We start from the raw sequence: 16,404 nt of genomic DNA on the forward strand, positions 1-16,404 counted from the left end.
TGGCGTGGACAGGCTGGAGCACGTGAGGGTCGCTATCGTCACCGAGTCCTTCCTGCCCGCGCTCAACGGGGTCACCACCAGCGTGTGCAAGGTGCTGGAGTGCCTGCGCCTGCAGGGCCACGAGGCGCTCGTCGTGGCGCCGGGGACCAGCCCGTGGAGCCCGGTCCCGACGCCGCAGTACCACGCCGGGTTCCCGGTCCACACGGTCACCAGCGTCCCGGTCCGCCAGTTCCGGGTCGGTCTGCCCTCCTACGAGCTGGAGACCGTGCTGCACCGGTTCCGTCCCGACGTCGTGCACGTCGCCTCGCCGTTCGTGCTGGGCGTGCGCGGGCTGACCGCCGCCCGGGCCCTGGGCATCCCCTCGGTCGCGATCTACCAGACCGACATGCCCTCCTACATCCGCCAGCACGCCGGGCCGGCCGGTGAGCTGACCGCGCGGGCCGCCTGGCGCTGGATCCGCCGCATCCACGACCAGGCCGACCTCACCCTGGCCCCTTCCAGCGCCGCGCTGGCCGACCTCGCCGCCCACCAGGTCCCCCGTATCGCGCTGTGGGGCCGAGGCGTGGACTCCGAGCTGTTCCATCCCGACCGGCGCACCGACGCGGGTGTCGCGGCGCTGCGGCGCGAGCTGGCTCCGCACGGGGAGACGCTCCTGGGGTATGTCGGACGGCTGGCCCCGGAGAAGGAGCTGCACCGCCTGGCCGAGCTGTCCCGGCTCCCGGACGCCCGGCTGGTGCTGGTGGGTGAAGGTCCCAGCCGCGACCTGCTGCAGTCCCTGCTCCCGGGGGCGGTCTTCCTCGGCCGCCGAGAGGGTGCCGCCCTGGCGCAGGCCTACGCCGCCTTCGACGTCTTCGTGCACACCGGGACCCGGGAGACCTTCGGACAGACCCTGCAGGAGGCGGCTGCGGCCGGGCTGCCCGTGGTGGCGCCCGCCAGGGGTGGGCCGGTGGACCTCGTGGACGTGGGCCGCACCGGCCACCTCTTCGACCCCGACCGTCCCGGTGCCCTGCGGGCTGCGGTCGAGCCGCTCGTCGGGCCGGCGGCCGCGGCGCTGCGGCAGCAGCTCGGGCGTGCGGGGCGGGCCAGGGTGGAGGAGCGCTCCTGGCCGGCCCTCGTCGACCAGCTGCTCGACCACTACTCCTCGGTCGTGCACCGCGCTGTCCGGCCGGTCGTGGCCTGAGGCCAGTAGGCGTCGCGTCACCGGGTGTCACCCCACCCTTCAGCCGCAGGGTTCAGCCGCACCTTCCAGCCGTACCCTCCACCCCCTGTCCCGGCCCGCCTCTGGGTAGGGTGGACCACCGTGACCAGCGAGGACCCGACCACTTTCAGGGATGTGGTCATCGGGGTCGCCATCCCGGTCCCCGAGCCGTGGGGTGAGCACCTGCGCCAGCTGCGGGTCGACTACGGCGACACCCGGGCGCAGCACATCCCGACCCACATCACCCTGCTGCCGCCGACCGCGACGACCTCCGCCGCCATGGACGGCGTGCGGGCGCACCTGAGCCAGGTGGCTGCACGGCATACCCCCTTCGAGGTGATCCTGCGCGGCACGGGCACCTTCCGCCCGGTCTCCGACGTGGTGTACGTGCAGGTCGCCCAGGGTGTGGCCAGCTGCGAGCAGCTCGAGCGCGACGTGCGCTCCGGTCCCCTGGGGCGCGAGCTCAGCTTCCCCTACCACCCCCACGTCACCCTCGCCCACGACCTGCCGCACAGCGTGCTGGACCGGGTGTTCGCCGACCTCGCCGGCTTCAGCTGCACCTTCCAGGTCGAGGCCTTCCGGCTCTACGGGCACCGCGGCGACGAGCTGTGGTCACCGCTGCAGGACTTCCCGATGGGAGCGGCCCGGGGCTGAGCCCGCCAGGCGGGCCTGCCCGGTGGGACTGCCCGGTGGGACTGCCCGGTGAGACTGCACGCCCCGGGTCAGGCGTGCGGGATCCGGAAGACCTGCCCGGCGAAGACCAGCTCGGGGTCCACGCCGTTGAGCTCGGCCACGTCCTCCACGCTCACGCCGTGCTGCTCGGCGACATCCGCCAGGCTCTGGCCCGGCAGGAGGGTGTGGGTGCGGTAGCGGCGCGGCTCCGCCGCCGGTGTGTCAGCGGCGGCGGTGTGAGGTGTGGCAGCGGCTTCAGGAGCGTCAGGCACGTCTGGGGCTTCAGAGGTTGCGCGCTCCTGGACCGGGGACGATGCCGGTGCTGACGTCTGCGCGACAGCGGTCGGCTCGTGCGCCGGCTGCGCGGTGACAGGTGCGGGCGGCCTCTGCTGCGTGGCCTCCCGCCCCGTCTTCTGCCCGCGAGGCTCGTCGGAGGCCCGGCCGGTGCCGGGGAGCACCTTCTCGACTCTGGCGAGCACCTGCCGAACCTTGTCGAACAGTCCCATGGGCGGCCCCCTCGGTATAGGTGGTGAGCTGTGCTGGTGGATGGCGCCCCCACGGTAGTCGCTCCTCCCGCTACCGGGCTACCGCTGCGGAGCGGGCCAGGCCAGCGTCCACGCGCGATCCACGCTCGCAGACCAGCACGAGACCCCGCACGGGAACCGCCGGCCCGGGTGCTAGCGTCGGCGCAGGCGGCACCCGCAGCGCCGCCCATCCCACACGTCGAGCGAAGGGCACCCTCGTGAACTCTCCCGTCAAGGTCGCCGTCACCGGCGCTGCCGGCCAGATCGGTTACAGCCTCCTCTTCCGCATCGCCTCCGGCGAGCTGCTGGGCAAGGACACCCCTGTCCAGCTGCGCCTGCTGGAGATCACGCCCGCCCTGAAGACCCTGGAGGGTGTGGTGATGGAGCTGGACGACTGCGCCTTCCCGCTCCTGTCCGGTGTCGAGATCGGCGACGACCCGAACGTGGTCTTCGACGGCGCCAACATCGCCCTGCTGGTCGGCGCCCGCCCGCGCACCAAGGGGATGGAGCGTGGCGACCTGCTCGAGGCCAACGGCGCCATCTTCACCGCGCAGGGCAAGGCCCTCAACGACCACGCGGCCGACGACATCCGGATCACGGTGACCGGCAACCCGGCGAACACCAACGCGCTCATCGCGATGAGCAACGCCCCCGACATCCCGACCGAGCGGTTCAGCGCGCTCACCCGGCTGGACCACAACCGGGCCATCGCCCAGCTCTCGGCCAAGGTCGGGGCGCCGGTCAGCGACATCTCGCACATGACCATCTGGGGCAACCACTCGGCGACCCAGTACCCGGACCTGTTCCACGCCAAGGTCGCCGGCCGCAACGCCGCCGAGGCCGTCGGGGACCAGGACTGGCTGGAGAACACCTTCATCCCGACCGTGGCCAAGCGTGGCGCCGCGATCATCGAGGCACGCGGCTCCTCCTCCGCCGCCTCCGCGGCGTCGGCCACCATCGACCACACCCGCGACTGGCTCCTCGGATCCCCCGCCGACGACTGGGTCTCCATGGCCGTCCGCTCCGACGGCTCCTACGGCGTGGCCGAGGGCCTCATCAGCTCCTTCCCGGTCACCACCCGTGACGGGAGCTGGGAGATCGTCCAGGGGCTGGACATCGACGACTTCTCGCGCGGCAAGATCGACGCCTCCGTGGCCGAGCTCGACGAGGAGCGGACCGCCGTCACCGAGCTGGGTCTCATCTGAGCTGAGTCCCACCGGGCTCGACAACCGGGCTCGACCAACCGGGCTCGCCCGAGCAGAGCACCCTGGTGCACCAACGGTGCGTCACATCCGTCGTCGCGGCGACGGATGTGACGCACCGTTTCCGCGCATCCCTGCTGAGCGCCCCGCACCTGGTCGACAGCGCCCGCCCGAGGGGGTGCGCTCCTACACCTGCCGCAGGTTGGTGGCCAGCAGCGCCACGGCGGCCCCCAGCACGAGCAGGGTGGTGACGTCGACCCAGCGGCGGCGGACGGACAGCCCGCCGGTCAGCCGCGCGGGCAGGGTGGCGCGGAGCAGCGCCAGCGCCCCGAGCGTCGCGCCGAGCGCGACCCCGTAGGCGCGCAGGTTCTGCCCCATGAGCAGCGCCAGGGACAGCACCAGCCCGGCGACCCCGAACCACCACACGCCGAGGGGCTGGGCCCGGCGCGCCGCCGCCAGCCTATCCCTCCGGTCCCCGGTGCCCACCGCCGCGGGTCAGCGGGCGGACGCCGCGAGGGCGCCACGCTCGGCGGCTCGTTCCGCCGCCTCGACGACGTTGGCGAGCAGCATCGCCCGCGTCATCGGGCCGACCCCGCCGGGGTTGGGGGTGAGCCAGCCGGCGACCTCGGCGACGTCGGGGTGGACGTCGCCGGCGATCTTGCCGTCCCGTCGGGCGACGCCGACGTCCAGCACCGCCGCGCCAGGCTTGACCATGTCCGGGGTGATGATGTCGGGCACCCCCGCCGCCGAGACGATGATGTCGGCCCGCCGGGTGTGCGCGGCCAGGTCCCGGGTGCCCGTGTGGCACAGCGTGACGGTCGCGTTCTCGCTGCGGCGGGTCAGGATCAGCCCCAGCGGACGCCCGACGGTGAGCCCCCGTCCGACCACCACCACCTCCGCACCGGCCAGCGGCACGTCATACCGGCGGAGCAGCTCCACGCAGCCCACGGGCGTGCACGGCAGCGGCGCCGGCTCGTTCATCACCAGCGACCCCAGGTTGAACGGGTGCAGGCCGTCGACGTCCTTGACCGGGTCGACGCGGGAGAGGATCGCGAACTCGTCCAGGCCGGTGGGCTGCTGGACGAGGTATGCGGTGACGGCCGGGTCGGCGTTCAGCTCGTCCACGACCGCGAGCACCTCCTCGAGGGGGGTGTCGGCGGGCAGGTCCTTGCGGAGGGAGTGGACGCCGATCTCGGCGCAGTCCTTGTGCTTGGCGCCGACGTACCAGGCGCTGGCCGGGTCCTCCCCGACCAGGACCGTCGCCAGGCCGGGGACCACGCCCTGCTCGGCGAGCCTGGCCACCCGTGCCCGCAGCTCGTCCTTGATCGTGGAGAGGACCGCCCTGCCGTCAAGCACCGTCGCCGTCATGCCGCCGAGTCTAGGGCGTGCCAGTCAGCCCCAGTCCGGGCCCTCGTCCTCCTCGCCGAAGGTCAGGTCCACCTGCAGCTCCTGCGCCAGCTCCTCCAGCGCCGAGCGCAGCCCGTCCAGGTCCGCTCCCTCCGGTGCCCGCAGCACCGCCCGAGCCTGGAAGATGTCCCCTCCTCCCTGGGGGGTCGGCACCACCGCGCTCTGCAGCCGCTCCACCGAGACGCCGGCAGCAGCGAGGACGCCGGTGATCTGCCGCACGATGCCCGGCTGGTCATGGCCGACGAGGTCCAGATGGGCGACCGGACCGTCGGCCGGCTGCGGCGGCGGGTCCGCGCCGAGGCGGCGCACGCTGGTCTCCAGCACCCCCTGCAGCCCGCGCAGCGCACCCTCCAGCGGCTCGACCGCGTCGGCCGCGACCTCGACGGTGACGATGCCGGCGAAGGTCCCGGCGAGCTCGGAGAGCTGGCTGCGGCCCCAGCTGCCGCCGTGCTCCGCCACGACGTCCGAGAGGGCGCTCACCAACCCGGGCCGGTCCTCACCGATGACGGCTATGACGAGTGTGGTCATGGCCCGAGCGTAGCGGCGCAGGCCAGGCCGTGGGGGCGACGAGCCAGGAGAGCGATGGGTGAGGGCGGGCAGCGAGCCCGCCCACGCGGCTCAGTGGGCGAAGTGGCGGGTGCCGGTGAAGTACAGCGTCACCCCTGCCGCGCGGGCCGCCTCGACGACCTCCTCGTCCCGGATCGAGCCGCCGGGGGCCACGACCGCGCGCACGCCGGCGCCGAGCAGCACCTGGAGCCCGTCGGCGAAGGGGAAGAAGGCGTCCGAGGCCGCGACCGAGCCGGTCGCCCGCTCGCCCGCCCTGCTCACCGCCAGGTGGCAGGAGTCCACCCGGTTGACCTGCCCCATACCGACCCCGACGGAGGCGCCGTCGTCGGCCAGCAGGATCGCGTTGGACTTCGTCGCCCGGACGGCCCGCCAGGCGAACTGCAGGTCGGCGACGGTCGCCTCGTCGGCGGCCTCGCCGGCGACCAGCCGCCAGCGGGAGGCGTCGTCGCCGCCGTCCTCCACCTCGGCCTCGACGGTGTCGACGGACTGCATGAGCAGGCCACCGGAGATGCGCCTGGTCTCGACGCCGCCGCGCGCCGGGGGCGCCACCGTGAGCAGACGCAGGTTGGCCTTGGTGCGCAGCAGCTCCAGCGCCCCGGGCTCGAAGTCGGGGGCGAGGACCACCTCGGTGAAGACGTCCTTGACCTGCTCGGCCATCGCCACGGTCACCGGTCGGTTGGCCGCGATGATGCCGCCGAAGGCCGAGAGCGGGTCGCAGGCGTGCGCCTTGGCGTGCGCCCGGGCGATGTCGGTGCCGACCGCGATCCCGCACGGGTTGGCGTGCTTGATGATTGCGACCGTCGGCTGGTCGCCGTGGTCGTGCGCGGCCCGCCACGCGGCGTCGGCGTCGAGGTAGTTGTTGTAGGACATCTCCTTGCCGCCGAGCTGCTCGGCCTGCGCCAGACCGGGGTGCGGCGCGAAGCCGTCGGTGTAGAGGGCGGCCCGCTGGTGCGGGTTCTCGCCGTAGCGCAGCACCGCCTTCTTCTCCCAGGTCGCGCCGACCCACGCCGGGAAGCCGGTGCCAGATGACGGCGCGTTGGTGTCGTCCGGTGCCTGCGCCAGCATCCAGGAGGCGACGGCGACGTCGTAGCTGGCGGTGTGCACGAACGCCTGGGCAGCCAGCGCCCGACGCTCGTCGAGCGTGCTGCCGCCCGCCCCGACGGTCTCGAGGAGCTGCGGGTATGCCGTGGGGCTGGTCACCACGGCGACGCTGCGGTGGTTCTTGGCGGCGGCGCGCACCATCGAGGGGCCACCGATGTCGATCTGCTCCACGCACTCGTCCTGGCTGGCGCCGGACTGCACGGTCTCGGTGAAGGGGTAGAGGTTAACGACCACGAGGTCGAAGGCCTCGATGCCGAGGTCCTCGAGCTGGGTCAGGTGGTCGGGGTTGGTGGTGTCGGCCAGGATGCCGGCGTGCACGCGCGGGTGCAGCGTCTTGACCCGGCCGTCGAGGCACTCGGGGAAGCCGGTGAGCTCCTCGACCCGGGTGACGGGGACGCCGGCCCCCTCGATCCGCCCGGCGGTCGAGCCGGTGGACACGATCGCGACGCCCGCCTCGTGCAGGCCTAGGGCCAGCTCATCCAACCCGGTCTTGTCGTAGACGGAGACGAGGGCGCGGCGGATCGGGCGGCGGTCGGTGTGCTGGCTGGTGGTCACGGAGTTCTCCTCGCGGTGGCTGGGCTCGGCGGGCACCCAGGCGGGCGATGCCCACGAACTCTCACTCCCCGGTGGTGACCCACCCGCGCCAGTCGTGTGCGGTCAGTCTAGTGGGCCTTCTCGGGAGCTTCCGCAGCCAGCCGGGCGCGGAGCCGCCGGTGCCGGTGCGCGAAGAGCGCGTCGAGGCCGCGCCGCACGACGGCCCGTGCCGGTGCCGGCAGGGGCACGCGCGGCACCATCGTCAGCTCGTCGGTCACGCGGGTGCGCCCCTCCCCCAGGTCCTCGAGGCTGCGCCGGTGCTCCCAGACGCGGGCACTGAGCATCCAGGAGCGTTCGTGGAACCGGTGGGGCGGCTCCACCGACACCAGCTGCAGGTGGTCGAAGTCGACCGGCACCAGGCCCGCGAGGCGCAGCCAGGCCCGGCCCAGCGGCACCCCGACCGGCACGGTGTCGACGGTCTTGCCCCGGTGCCGGGCCGGCATGGTCATCGAGAGCACGGGGCGCAGCTCGTGGTCGATGCCCTCCGGGGTGACGACCAGGTCCCACACCTGCTGGCGGGGCGCCGCCACGATGACCGAGCGGGTGAGCCGGACCTCGTTCGCCTCCTGGCCCATGTCAGGACCGGTCGGGTGCGCCGGGTCGGTCGGGTGCCCCGGGTCGACCAGGCTCGTCGGGGCGGTGCGCGGCCTCTCCGACCAGCCGTGGGAGCAGCTCGACGAGCATCGCCCGCTCCACGACCTTGATCCGCTCGTGCAGGCTCTCCTCGGTGTCGTCCTCGCGCACCTCGACCGCCCGTTGGGCCAGGATCCCCCCGGTGTCGATGCCGGCGTCGACCTCGAAGAGCGTCGCCCCGGTGACCTTGACCCCGTGCGCCAGGGCGTCCCGCACGCCGTGCGCGCCGGGGAAGCTGGGCAGCAGGGCCGGGTGGGTGTTGACGATGCGGAAGCGCGAGAGCGCCGGCTCCCCCACAATCTTCATGAACCCGGCGCACACGACCAGGGCGGGCGCGTAGGCGCCGATCGCGTCGGCCAGCGCCCGGTCCCAGGTCGCCCGGTCCGGGTGGTCCGCCAACCGTTCCACGAAGGTGGGTATGCCGTGCCGCCGCGCCCTGGCCAGCCCCTCGATCCCGTCGCGGTCGGCCCCGACGGCGACCACCTCGACGCCGTAGCCGGGGTCGGCGCTGGCGTCGAGCACAGCCTGGAGCAGGGTGCCGCTGCCGGAGACGAGGACGACGACGGGCGTCCGGGGTGGTGGGGTCACGCTCGGCAGTCTAGGAGGGCGAGGAGGCGGCCGGGCGCGAGAGGCGGCGGGCCCGGACGAGGTGCAGCAGGGTGACGACGGCGAGCGCCCCGGCGGCCACCTCGAGAGTCAGCAGCCCGGCGAGGAGCCCGGGCTCCACGCCGACGCGGCCGAGCCGCCCCGGGGTCAGCCCACCGGTGGCCAGCCAGCCCAGGACGAGCGTGGCCGCACCGACGACCGCGGACGCGCCGAGCGCGACCTGGGCCTTGGTCCACCACGAGGAGAGCCGGGAGGTGACCTCGACGGCCCGGTAGCCGATCCAGGCCCCGGCCAGGACGAGGACCATCGCCCACATCCCGGGCGGCAGGGTCCCGGGCTCCGGGAGGGCGCCGAGCACCGGGATGAGCGGCAGGTCGCCGGCGGTGGAGTGGGACCAGCCGACGTGCACCGTGCCGACGGTCAGCCCGGCCCCGGAGAGCCAGCCCAGCGCCCACACCATGAGGTTGGGGAGGGCGGCGAGCTGAGCGAGCGTGAGCACAGCGGTGCCCGTGACGCCGGCGTCGAGGCTGCCGTAGAGGCTGAGGATCCGCTCACCGCGCAGCAGCAGCAGGCCCAGCACCAGCAGGAAGCACACCGCGGCCAGCGCGACCAGCACCTCCAGCGCGGGCGGCACCGCCCTCCGGATCAGCACCGGCGTGCGGTCGCGCACCCAGGCCATCCCGGCATCGACCGCGGGGTGCTCCTCGCGCCGGTGGTCCCGCCACCACACCAGGGCGACGGCGGCCAGCGGGATGAGGACGGCACCGGGGACGAGGCTGGGCAGCCGGACCGGCGCGATCCCGAAGCTGGCGGTGTGGGCCAGCGCAAGGGAGGCGGCCAGGTAGGAGAGGACGAAGACCGTGGCGTCGGTGGCGCCCAGGGCGTGCCAGGCCGAGCGCCAGCCGCCGATGTGCGGGACCCGCTGCGCGAGCCCGGGGCGGCTGAGGATGACCTGACGGGCGGCATACCAGCACAGCAGGAGCGGTAGTGCGGTGAGCAGCAAGGGTGCGAAGACGACCTCCGCCACGGGCGTGACGACCTGGGCGCGGTGCGCCAGGGCCCACAGGTCGACGGAGACGCCGGCGCTCTGCCAGAGGCTGGCGGTGCTGCGCTCGTCGCCGGCCCACGCGAGCAGGGTCGGGATCGCCAGGATCAGCACCCCGAGCGCGACGCACACCGCGCCGGCCACCGCTGCGCCGAGGACCTCCCCGACCCGTCGGACGGTGAGCACGGGGGCCCGCTGCGGCTCGGGGCCGGGCGTGGGGGTCGTCTCGGAGCGCTCCAGCACAGTCATCGCCTCCATGCTCACGGACGGTGCGGCCCGCGACCGGGAGGCGCGCCGCAGACATGCCGCGGCGCCCGGTGCACTGGGTGCGACCGGGCGCCGTCGGGCTGCCTGGACCGGGTCAGCCGAGGCCGTCGATGATCTCCCGCATCAGCATGGCGGTCTCCGAGGGGGTCTTGCCGACCTTGACCCCGGCGGCCTCCAGGGCCTCCTTCTTGGCCTGAGCGGTGCCGGAGGAGCCGGAGACGATGGCGCCGGCGTGGCCCATGGTCTTGCCCTCCGGGGCGGTGAAGCCGGCGACGTAGCCGACGACGGGCTTGGTGATGTGGGCCTTGATGTAGTCGGCCGCCCGCTCCTCGGCGTCGCCGCCGATCTCGCCGATCATCACGATCGCCTTGGTGTCCGGGTCGTCCTCGAAGGCCTGCAGGCAGTCGATGTGGGTGGTGCCGATGATCGGGTCTCCACCGATGCCGACGGCGGTGGTGAAGCCGAGGTCACCCAGCTCGTACATCATCTGGTAGGTCAGCGTGCCGGACTTGGAGACCAGGCCGATGGGACCGGTGCCCGTGATGTCGGCGGGGATGATGCCGGCGTTGGACTGGCCGGGGCTGATCAGGCCGGGGCAGTTGGGGCCGATGATGCGCGTCGTGCCCTTGTCTCGCGCGTAGGCCCAGAACTCGGCGCTGTCGCGCACGGGGATGCCCTCGGTGATGACGACCACCAGCGGGATACCGGCGTCGACGGCCTCGATGACCGCGCTCTTGGTGAAGGCCGGCGGCACGAAGACCACCGAGACGTCGGCCCCGCTCGCTGCCATCGCCTCGGCGACGGTGCCGTAGACCGGGACCTGCACGCCGTCCTCGAAGTCGACGGTCTGGCCGGCCTTGCGCGGGTTGACGCCACCGACGATGGCGGTGCCCGAGCGGAGCATCCGCTGGGTGTGCTTCATCCCCTCGGAGCCGGTCATGCCCTGCACGATGACCTTGGAGTCGTTGTTCAGAAAGATCGCCATGGTGCTCTCTCGATGTCCTTGTGTCTCGTGTGGGGGGTCAGTTGCTGGTGGCGGTGCCGGCGGCGGCCAGCTCGGCGGCCTTCTGGGCGCCGCCGTCCATGGTCTCGGCCAGGGTCACCATCGGGTGGTTGGCCTCGGTGAGGATGCGCCGGCCCTCCTCGACGTTGTTGCCGTCCAGCCGGACCACGAGCGGCTTGGTCGCCTCGTCGCCGAGGATCTGCAGCGCCTGGACGATGCCGTTGGCGACCGCGTCGCAGGCGGTGATGCCGCCGAAGACGTTGACGAAGACGGCCTGGACCTGCTCGTCGCCCAGGATGACGTCCAGACCGTTGGCCATCACCTCGGCCGAGGCGCCGCCGCCGATGTCGAGGAAGTTGGCCGGCGAGGCGAGAGGGCCGTCGTCGCCCTCGCCGGGCAGCTGCTCCCCGGCGTAGGCCACCACGTCGAGGGTGGACATGACCAGGCCCGCGCCGTTGCCGATGATCCCGACGTTACCGTCGAGCTTGACGTAGTTGAGGCCGAGCTCCTTGGCCTTGGCCTCGAGGGGGTCGGCGGCCGCCTTGTCCTCCAGGTCGGCGTGCTCGGGCTGGCGGAAGTCCGCGTTGGCGTCGAGGGTGACCTTGCCGTCGAGCGCGACGATCTCTCCGTCCTCCGTCTTGACCAGCGGGTTCACCTCGACCAGCGTGGCGTCCTCCTCGCGGTAGACGTCCCACAGGCGCTGCAGCACCGGCACGATCTTGGCGGCGACGTCGTCCTCGAAGCCGGCCTCGGCCACGATCTCGCGGGCCTTGGCCTCGTCGATGCCGGTGTTGGCGTCGACCTCCACCTTGGCGAGGGCCTCGGGGCGCTCGACCGCCAGCTGCTCGATCTCCATCCCGCCCTCCTTGCTGCACATGGCCAGCAGCGAGCGGTTGGCGCGGTCCAGCAGGAGGGAGAAGTAGTACTCCTCCGCGATCCGCGCGCCCTGGGCGATCATCACGCGGTGCACGGTGTGCCCCTTGATGTCCATGCCGAGGATCTGCTCGGCGGCGATCTGGGCCTCGGGCGCCGACTTGGCGACCTTGACCCCGCCGGCCTTGCCGCGGCCCCCCGTCTTGACCTGGGCCTTGACGACCGTCACTCCGCCGGAGAGCCGGCCGACCTCTTCGGCGGCCGCGCGGGCCTCCTCAGGCGTGTCGGCGGTCGCCCCGGCGAGCACGGGCACACCGTGCTTCTCGAACATGTCGCGTGCCTGGTACTCGAACAGATCCACGAGTCAGCTTCCCATCGTGTGAGTGGTGGTGGGTGAGGTGTGCAGTGCTGAGGAGGGTGTGCGGTCGGTATGCCGTGGGTATGGGGTGGGGGTATGCCGCCGGCGGGTCGGGCGTGCTGGCTGGTCGGCCCCGTGGGTCAGGCCCCGGCGGTCGCCCCGGCGCCGCGGTCGAGCTGGTCCGCCGAGCTGCCCGAGTCGCCGGCGCTGCTCGAGTTGCCGGAGTCGCTCGGACCGCCCGGGTCGCCCGACTCGTCGCGGGCGAGGTGCTCGCGCACCCACCGGGTGATCGCGGACGGGCTGGCACCGGGGGTGAACACCTCGGCGACCCCCATCTCCTTGAGGACCGGGATGTCCGCGGCGGGGATGATGCCGCCGCCGAAGACGACCACGTCCGCGGCGTCCCGCTCCCCCAGCAGGTCGATGACCTTGCGGAAGAGGGTCAGGTGGGCGCCGGAGAGGACCGACAGGCCGACGGCGTCGGCGTCCTCGGCCAGGGCCGCCTCGACGATCTGCTCGGGGGTCTGGTGCAGCCCCGTGTAGATCACCTCGACCCCGGCGTCCCGCAGGGCCCTGGCCACGACCTTGGCGCCTCGGTCATGACCGTCGAGACCCGGCTTGGCCACGATCACGCGCAACGGTGAGGATGACATGGTCTGCAGACTATCGCAGCGCCCCGGCTGGTCCGTGCGCGGTCCGGGCAGGATGCGGTCAGCGGTGGTGGCGCGCGGTCGGGCGGTCGCCGGGTGCGCCCGGTGGTCGTGCGCGGAGGGTTCCCGGCCGGACCCAGGGGTCAGAGCTTGACCAGCGGGGCGACGCGCAGGAGGAGGCGCTTGACGCCTGCCTCGCCGAAGTCGACGTGGGCCATCCGGTGGCGGCCGGTGCCCTCGACGCGGACGACCGTGCCCAGACCGAAGGTGTCGTGGTTGACCCGGTCACCGTCGGACAGGGCGTCGAGCTCGGCCGTCTCCGCCTCGCTGCGCTCCTTGCGGGGGGCGCTGCCCCGGGGGTCGAGGCGGACCACCGCCGCCCGGCCACCGCTCCCGGACCGTCCTCCGCCCTGACCGGCACCCAGCGGGCCGCGGCCCCAACCAGGCCCGCCGTCCCGGCCGCCCCACGCCATACCCTCGGCCGCGGAGCGGCGGCCGGTCATGCTCATCCGGTCGGCGTCGGTGCGCTGCCAGGTGATGAGCTCGTCCGGGATCTCGTCGAGGAAGCGCGAGGGCGGGAACCACTGCGGGCTGCCGAAGGCGGACCGGGTGCCGGCCCGGGACAGGTGCAGCTGCTCCCGGGCCCGGGTGATGCCGACGTAGGCGAGCCGGCGCTCCTCCTCCAGCTCCTGCGGGTCGTCCAGGCTGCGCTGGTGCGGGAAGGTGCCGTCCTCCAGCCCGGTGAGGAAGACGACGGGGAACTCCAGCCCCTTGGCGGTATGCAGCGTCATCAGCGTCACCACACCGGAGCTGTTGCCCTCCTCGTCGGGGATCTCGTCGGCGTCGGCCACCAGCGAGACCTGCTCGAGGAAGTCGACGAGCCCACCCTCCGGGTAGTTGTCGTCGAACTCCCGGGCCACCGTCACCAGCTCGGTGAGGTTCTCCACGCGGGTCTCGTCCTGCGGGTCCGTGCTGGCCCGCAGCTCGGCGAGGTAGCCGGTCCGGTCCAGGATCGCCTCCAGCAGGTCGCCGATGCCGGTGCCCTCCTCCCCGGCGAGGTCGCCCAGCCCCTCCAGGAGCTGGGTGAAGCCCCGGATGGCCGCGGCGGACCGGGTCGCGATCGCCGGCGCGTCCTCCGCCCGCCCGAGGGCCGCCACGAAGGGGATCCGCTCCCGTTCCGCGAGCGCGCCCACCGCCGCCACCGCCCGGTCGCCGATCCCGCGCTTGGGGGTGTTGAGGATGCGCCGCAGGTTGACGTCGTCGGCGGGGTTGGCGATGACCCGGAGGTAGGCCAGGGCGTCCTTGACCTCACGCCGCTCGTAGAACCGGGTGCCGCCGACCACCTTGTACGGCAGCCCGGTGCGCACCAGGACCTCCTCCAGGGCGCGGGACTGGGCGTTGGTCCGGTAGAAGACGGCCACGTCCCCGGGTCGGACGCCTCCTTCGTCCCCCAGCTCGTCGATGCGCCGGGCGACGAAGGAGGCCTCGTCGTGCTCGCTGTCCGCGACGTACCCGACGATCCTCGGCCCCTCCCCCGCGTCGGTCCACAGCCGCTTGTCGCGACGCTTGGGGTTGCGGGCGATCACCGCGTTGGCCGCCGCCAGGATCGTCGAGGTCGAGCGGTAGTTCTGCTCCAGCAGGATGGTCCGGGCATCGGGGTAGTCCTGCTCGAACTCCACGATGTTGCGGATCGTGGCGCCCCGGAAGGCGTAGATGGACTGGTCGGCGTCGCCGACCACGCACAGCTCCGCGGGGGGCAGCGCCCGGTCGCCCCCGTCGACGATGTCGCCGAGCTGGCCCACGAGCTCGCGGACCAGCACGTACTGGGCGTGGTTGGTGTCCTGGTACTCGTCGACCATGACGTGCCGGAACCGGCGGCGGTAGTGCTCGCGGACGGCCGGGAAGGCCTGGAGCAGGTGCACCGTGGTGGTGATGATGTCGTCGAAGTCCAGCGCGTTGGCGGCCCGCAGCCGGCGCTGGTAGAGCGTGTACGCCTCGGCCACCTTCTGCTCGTAGGCGTTGCCCGCGGCGGCGCTGGCGAAGCTTTCCTCGTCGATGAGCTCGTTCTTGGCGTTGGACACCTTGGCCAGGAAGGCGCGGGCCGGGTAGCGCTTGGGGTCCAGGTCGAGGTCGCGGATGACCATGCCCATGAGCCGCTGGCTGTCCGCCGCGTCGTAGATGGTGAACGAGGACCGGAGGCCCACCGTCTGGGCCTCGCGGCGCAGGATCCGCACGCACGCCGAGTGGAAGGTGGAGACCCACATGGCCTTGGCCCGCGGGCCCACCAGGGCTGCGACGCGCTCCCGCATCTCGGCGGCGGCCTTGTTGGTGAAGGTGATGGCCAGGACCTGGCCGGGGTGGACGTGCCGGTGGGCCAGCAGGTAGGCGATCCGGTGGGTGAGGACCCGGGTCTTGCCCGAGCCTGCCCCCGCGACGATGAGCAGCGGGCTGCCCTCGTGGACCACGGCCTCCCGCTGGGGGTCGTTGAGGCCGGCGAGCAGCTCCGCCACCGAACGACCCTCCCCGTGCCGCCGCGACGCGCCGCCTCCGGCACCCTCGGGCGGCATACCGGAACGGCGTGCCGCACCGGCGGGCGGCTCCTCCCCCGCCACCGCCCAGGCGGGGACACCGCGGTCGTCGACCGCGCCGGCCTCCCGGACATGGCCGCTGGCCGCGGTCGAGCTCATCGGGGGGACCGGCTCGTCGAAGGGAAGGTGATCGAAGAGGCCGCTCATCACCGTCCATCCTAGGCGGGCCGGCTGACCGTCCCGGTGCCATCCTCCCCAGCCCCGCGGCCTACCCTGTGCCCCGTGACCTCCAGCTCCTCCGCCTATCTCGACGGGCCCACGATCGCCCTGCTCGTCGGCGGTCTCGTCGTGGCCGGGGTCTGCGCGATCAGCGCCATCAACGGGCGACCGCCCGGTCGGCTGACGCTCGGGCTGACCTGGTTGATGCAGGCGGCGGTCACCGCCTACTGCGCCTGGTACCTGGTCCGGCAGCTCGACGGCCAGTCCCCCGAAGGGCCGGCCTGGGAGCTGTGGGCCTACCTCGTCACGATCCTGCTGCTGCCCGCGCTGGCGATCATCTGGGCCCGCGAGGAGCCCAGCCGGTGGAGCACGGTCGTGCTGGCCGTCGGTGCCGGGGTCGTCGCGGTGATGGCCGCCCGCACGGCGCAGATCTGGGCCGGCATCGGCCTGGTGCCGGGCGCATGAGGCGGCCGACCGCCCACGCGGGAGACCGTCGGCACGGTCCGGGCCGGGTCATCCTCGCGCTCTACCTGATCTTCGTCATCGGCACCGTCTCTCGCTCGGCCGCCCAGATCTCCACCCGCTGGGAGGAGGCACCCCTCGCCTACGGGCTGTCCGCCTTCGCCGCCCTGGTCTACGTCGTCATCCTGGTGTCGCTGTCCGTGCGCGGCCGCGCCGCCTGGTGGGTGAGCACGATCGCCCTGACGGTCGAGCTGGTCGGCGTGCTCGTCGTGGGGACGTGGAGCGTCCTGGCGCCGCAGATGTTCCCGGACGCCACGGTCTGGAGCACCTTCGGGCGCGGCTACCTCTTCCTCCCCCTGGTGCTGCCCGTCCTGGGCCTGTGGTGGCTGCTCTCCGACCGCGGTGCACGGGCCGCTGCCGGGCCTGACTAGCCGGTGGCGGGAGCCGTGCGGCCGCCGCGCCGTTGCAGCGGCGGGAGACGGGGTCGTGACATCC

17 protein-coding genes and 1 riboswitch are annotated in these 16,404 nt (G+C 73.3%); of the genes, 5 read left to right on the plus strand and 12 right to left on the minus strand.

Annotated features, from left to right (window positions below):
• Nucleotides 1-22 precede the first annotated feature (22 nt).
• Both ESZ52_RS13355 and ESZ52_RS13360 read left to right on the plus strand, forming a co-directional pair.
• Entirely contained in the window at nt 23-1,180 is a 1,158-nt protein-coding gene (locus ESZ52_RS13355) for a glycosyltransferase family 4 protein (RefSeq protein ID WP_202865343.1), read from the plus strand.
• Nucleotides 1,181-1,300: 120 nt separating this feature from the next.
• On the plus strand, nt 1,301-1,852 hold the full coding sequence (locus ESZ52_RS13360; protein ID WP_202865344.1) for a 2'-5' RNA ligase family protein: 552 nt from the start codon (nt 1,301-1,303) through the stop codon (nt 1,850-1,852).
• A gap of 68 nt (nt 1,853-1,920) precedes the next feature.
• Here ESZ52_RS13360 and ESZ52_RS13365 read toward each other — a convergent pair whose 3' ends face one another.
• Nucleotides 1,921-2,376 (minus strand): LysM peptidoglycan-binding domain-containing protein, encoded by a 456-nt coding sequence (locus ESZ52_RS13365; RefSeq protein ID WP_131105363.1) that lies wholly within the window; start codon nt 2,374-2,376, stop codon nt 1,921-1,923.
• A gap of 236 nt (nt 2,377-2,612) precedes the next feature.
• Between ESZ52_RS13365 and ESZ52_RS13370 the strand changes: the two genes are divergently transcribed.
• The gene (locus ESZ52_RS13370) at nt 2,613-3,599 is read left to right on the plus strand and encodes a malate dehydrogenase (RefSeq protein ID WP_131105364.1); all 987 of its coding nucleotides are present in this window, start codon (nt 2,613-2,615) and stop codon (nt 3,597-3,599) included.
• 183 nt (nt 3,600-3,782) lie between these two features.
• Here the strand turns inward: ESZ52_RS13370 and ESZ52_RS13375 are convergent, their stop codons facing one another.
• From ESZ52_RS13375 to pcrA, 11 genes are all read right to left on the minus strand, one after another.
• Nucleotides 3,783-4,022, minus strand: a complete 240-nt coding sequence (locus ESZ52_RS13375; protein ID WP_131105365.1) for a DUF3017 domain-containing protein — start codon at nt 4,020-4,022, stop codon at nt 3,783-3,785.
• A 69-nt stretch (nt 4,023-4,091) separates the two neighbouring features.
• The gene (locus tag ESZ52_RS13380) at nt 4,092-4,964 is read right to left on the minus strand and encodes a bifunctional methylenetetrahydrofolate dehydrogenase/methenyltetrahydrofolate cyclohydrolase (RefSeq protein ID WP_131105366.1); all 873 of its coding nucleotides are present in this window, start codon (nt 4,962-4,964) and stop codon (nt 4,092-4,094) included.
• A gap of 24 nt (nt 4,965-4,988) precedes the next feature.
• The gene (locus tag ESZ52_RS13385; RefSeq protein WP_131105367.1) at nt 4,989-5,531 is read right to left on the minus strand and encodes a glycine cleavage system transcriptional repressor; all 543 of its coding nucleotides are present in this window, start codon (nt 5,529-5,531) and stop codon (nt 4,989-4,991) included.
• A gap of 90 nt (nt 5,532-5,621) precedes the next feature.
• Nucleotides 5,622-7,226 (minus strand): bifunctional phosphoribosylaminoimidazolecarboxamide formyltransferase/IMP cyclohydrolase, encoded by a 1,605-nt coding sequence (purH, locus tag ESZ52_RS13390; RefSeq protein ID WP_202865345.1) that lies wholly within the window; start codon nt 7,224-7,226, stop codon nt 5,622-5,624.
• Between the two features lie 27 nt (nt 7,227-7,253).
• Nucleotides 7,254-7,332, minus strand: a riboswitch (ZMP/ZTP riboswitch).
• Between the two features lies 1 nt (nt 7,333).
• Nucleotides 7,334-7,840, minus strand: coding sequence for an SRPBCC family protein (locus ESZ52_RS13395; protein ID WP_131105368.1), 507 nt, complete (start codon nt 7,838-7,840; stop codon nt 7,334-7,336).
• A gap of 1 nt (nt 7,841) precedes the next feature.
• The gene (gene purN / locus ESZ52_RS13400) at nt 7,842-8,486 is read right to left on the minus strand and encodes a phosphoribosylglycinamide formyltransferase (RefSeq protein ID WP_425600017.1); all 645 of its coding nucleotides are present in this window, start codon (nt 8,484-8,486) and stop codon (nt 7,842-7,844) included.
• 10 nt (nt 8,487-8,496) lie between these two features.
• Nucleotides 8,497-9,807 (minus strand): cell division protein PerM, encoded by a 1,311-nt coding sequence (locus ESZ52_RS13405; RefSeq protein ID WP_132974523.1) that lies wholly within the window; start codon nt 9,805-9,807, stop codon nt 8,497-8,499.
• A 103-nt stretch (nt 9,808-9,910) separates the two neighbouring features.
• Nucleotides 9,911-10,801, minus strand: a complete 891-nt coding sequence (gene sucD / locus ESZ52_RS13410) for a succinate--CoA ligase subunit alpha (protein WP_131105371.1) — start codon at nt 10,799-10,801, stop codon at nt 9,911-9,913.
• Nucleotides 10,802-10,838: 37 nt separating this feature from the next.
• On the minus strand, nt 10,839-12,053 hold the full coding sequence (sucC, locus tag ESZ52_RS13415) for an ADP-forming succinate--CoA ligase subunit beta (protein ID WP_131105372.1): 1,215 nt from the start codon (nt 12,051-12,053) through the stop codon (nt 10,839-10,841).
• 137 nt (nt 12,054-12,190) lie between these two features.
• Nucleotides 12,191-12,703 (minus strand): cobalamin-dependent protein, encoded by a 513-nt coding sequence (locus tag ESZ52_RS13420; protein ID WP_131105373.1) that lies wholly within the window; start codon nt 12,701-12,703, stop codon nt 12,191-12,193.
• Nucleotides 12,704-12,843: 140 nt separating this feature from the next.
• A complete protein-coding gene (gene pcrA, locus ESZ52_RS13425; protein WP_131105374.1) occupies nt 12,844-15,435 on the minus strand; it encodes a DNA helicase PcrA in 2,592 nt (863 codons plus the stop codon).
• Between the two features lie 75 nt (nt 15,436-15,510).
• Here pcrA and ESZ52_RS13430 point away from each other — a divergent pair, with 75 nt between their 5' ends.
• Nucleotides 15,511-15,912, plus strand: coding sequence for a hypothetical protein (locus ESZ52_RS13430; RefSeq protein WP_131105375.1), 402 nt, complete (start codon nt 15,511-15,513; stop codon nt 15,910-15,912).
• Entirely contained in the window at nt 15,909-16,340 is a 432-nt protein-coding gene (locus tag ESZ52_RS13435) for a hypothetical protein (RefSeq protein ID WP_131105376.1), read from the plus strand. The genes ESZ52_RS13430 and ESZ52_RS13435 overlap by 4 nt, the downstream gene beginning before the upstream one ends.
• The last annotated feature ends 64 nt before the right edge of the window (nt 16,341-16,404 follow it).

It is taken from the genome of Ornithinimicrobium sufpigmenti, assembly GCF_004322775.1.
In the GTDB taxonomy this organism is placed as follows: domain Bacteria; phylum Actinomycetota; class Actinomycetes; order Actinomycetales; family Dermatophilaceae; genus Ornithinicoccus; species Ornithinicoccus sufpigmenti.